This window comes from uncultured Roseovarius sp. (assembly GCF_913054395.1).
In the GTDB taxonomy this organism is placed as follows: Bacteria; Pseudomonadota; Alphaproteobacteria; order Rhodobacterales; family Rhodobacteraceae; genus Roseovarius.
The window spans coordinates 1-2,412 of record NZ_CAJXIP010000258.1 but is presented as its reverse complement, the minus strand read 5'-3'; the positions used below and the strand labels follow the sequence as shown (position 1 = coordinate 2,412).

2 protein-coding genes are annotated in these 2,412 nt (G+C 63.1%); both read right to left on the bottom strand.

What is annotated here, in order from left to right; genetic code table 11:
- Positions 1-1,626 (bottom strand): FAD-dependent oxidoreductase (locus QZ522_RS18995; protein ID WP_294615327.1); only part of this gene is annotated, 1,626 nt, incomplete at its 3' end.
- A gap of 61 nt (positions 1,627-1,687) precedes the next feature.
- On the bottom strand, positions 1,688-2,412 hold a 725-nt coding region (locus tag QZ522_RS18990; RefSeq protein WP_294615324.1), incomplete at its 5' end, for an SDR family NAD(P)-dependent oxidoreductase.

Below are 2,412 nucleotides of genomic sequence, written 5' to 3'. Positions count from 1 at the left end.
GAGCGTATTGTTCGCGCCGTTGCCCGGCGCGCGGCCCCGCCATAGCGAGTTCATGTCCAGACCCACCGCGTGCAGACCGGGAATCGGCTGGTCGTTCCCGTCCAGCACGCGCGCCTTGCCGTCTATGCGCAGGCCGACCGTGGTGGTGGAATCGCCGGGAAATATCTGCACGGCATAGAACGGCCCTTGCTGAATCGGCCCGAGGCAGGGATTGGGGGTGTGGTTGGGATCGCCCAGAGGCATATCGGCCTTGTCCCGTCCACGCCCGAAGTCATCATCCACACCCCGGGCGGCTTGCTGGTTGAAGCGCGCGACGGTGTCGGCGAGGTTGCCGGGATTGACACCGATACGCGCGGCAAGCGCATCGAGGGTCGGCTCGGTGAGGATATAGCCGGCGGCGATCAGCCCTTTCAGCCCAAAGCCGCCCGGGCGCACCAGGCCCAGGCCGTATTTCTTGATGAACGGGTGGTCGCATACAAGGTGCGCCGGCACAGAGCCGGTGCGGTGCATGGGCTCCACCAGGTTGGTCGCCGCCTCGTTACCGAAACGCCTACCGTCCCGGTTGACCGCAATGCAGCCTGGCTTGCCGCGATCCATATAAAGGTGCGGAAATTTGCGTATTCCGCCGTCGGGCTTCCTCAGCAGCGAGACCACCACCCAGCCGGCATTGCTCAGGTTTTCGCCATCGAAGCGGCCGCCAGCGTCGCGGGCTTGCTGCAAACCGTCGCCGGTATTGCCCTCCGGCACCAGCGACACATGGTGTTCGGCAAACGGAATGTACTGTTTGCGCATGTCCGGATTGGCGGAAAAACCGCCGGTGGCCAGCACGACGCCACGGCGTGTGCGAATTTCCACCGGTTTGCCGTCGCGCTCGACAACCACGCCTTTGATCGCGCCATGCTCGTGGATCAGGCTGCGCATGGGCGTGTCTTTCCACAGCTCCACCCCGGCATCGATCGCCGAGCGCAGCAGCCGGGCAGCCATGGCATTGCCCATGGTCAGCCGCGTACCGCGCGAATAGCTCAGCCGATCCACGCCAAAGCGCACCGCCAACTTGGCGATGTGTTTGAACGAGGTGAACGACGTGGTGACCTTGGCGATGTGCGGCATGTCGCCAATGCCGAACATCATGCCGCCCGGCGCGTTGAATTCAGTCAGCGGGGGCCGTAATTGGTCGAAGTATTCGCCCAGCTCACGACCGTCATATTCCACCGGGCAAAGCAAACGGCCATCGGCGGAAAAGCCCTTGGCCTGCGGATGCCAGTCGGCAAAGCCGCGCTGCACGGCGAAACGTACCGAGGTACGCGCGTGCAGGTAATCGACCATGCGCGGCGCGGCATCAAGAAAAGCCCGCAGCAGATCGGTACGCAGTGTCGGCCCCACCACTTCCTGAACGTAAGCGAAGGCTTGCTCTGGATCATCTTTCAAACCGGCCTCGGCCGCCTGGGTATTGCACGGCACCCAGATGCCGCCGCCGGAAAGCGCGGTGGTGCCGCCGAACAGCCCGGTCTTTTCTACCAGCAGTACGTCGAGGCCCTGGGTTGCGGCGACGATCGCGGCCGTCATGCCGCTGCCGCCAGAGCCGACGACGACTACGTCTTTTTCAATCACCGGATTGTCATTCATTCTTGTAGGTTCCGTTGTTTCTGAAACTGATCGAGATGAGGGTGCTGCCCCGTACGCCGGTTCAGTCCGAGGTCTGCCGGGTCTGTTGATACAGCTCGGCAAAATGCGGCTGACAGCTGTTCTTGCCACCATTGATCTCGATGCATTCGCCTGTGATGTAGCCGGACTCGTCGGACGCGAGAAAAGCGGTCAGCGCCGCTATATCCTCAGGCGTGCCGAGGCGTTTGGTCAGGACGTACTTGCTCGCAAAGGCAAGGATCTGCGGAGCCGTCGCCTCCATCGCAGGCGTAACGATGACCCCCGGTGCAATGGCGTTACAGCGCACGCCTTGGCGACCGTATTGCGTCGCGATGTGGCGCGTCATATTGATGATCGCAGCCTTGCTGGTGCCGTAAGCGATTCGCACCAGGTCGCCCTTGGTGCCGGAGCCGGAGGCGGTGTTGATGATCGACCCGCCCCCCGCTTCGATCATGTGGGGGATGGCGAACCGGCAGGCCAGCATGTAGCCGGTCAGGTTCACGTCCAGGGTTTTGCGCCATACCTCCATGGGTATTTCCAGCAGACTGAGGTCCTGGCCGTGAGTCTGCGGGTCGGTGATCGCGGTGTTGTTGTGCAGAATGTCCAGCCGACCGAAGTGCTCGACCGTCTGGGTCACCATCGCCTCGATTCTGTCGGCATCGGCGGCATCGAACCGCAGCGCCAAGCCGTTGCCCTCCAGCGCATCGGCGGCGCGTTGCGCCGTTTCCAGATTGATATCGGCGCACACGACTTTCGCGCCTTCACGCG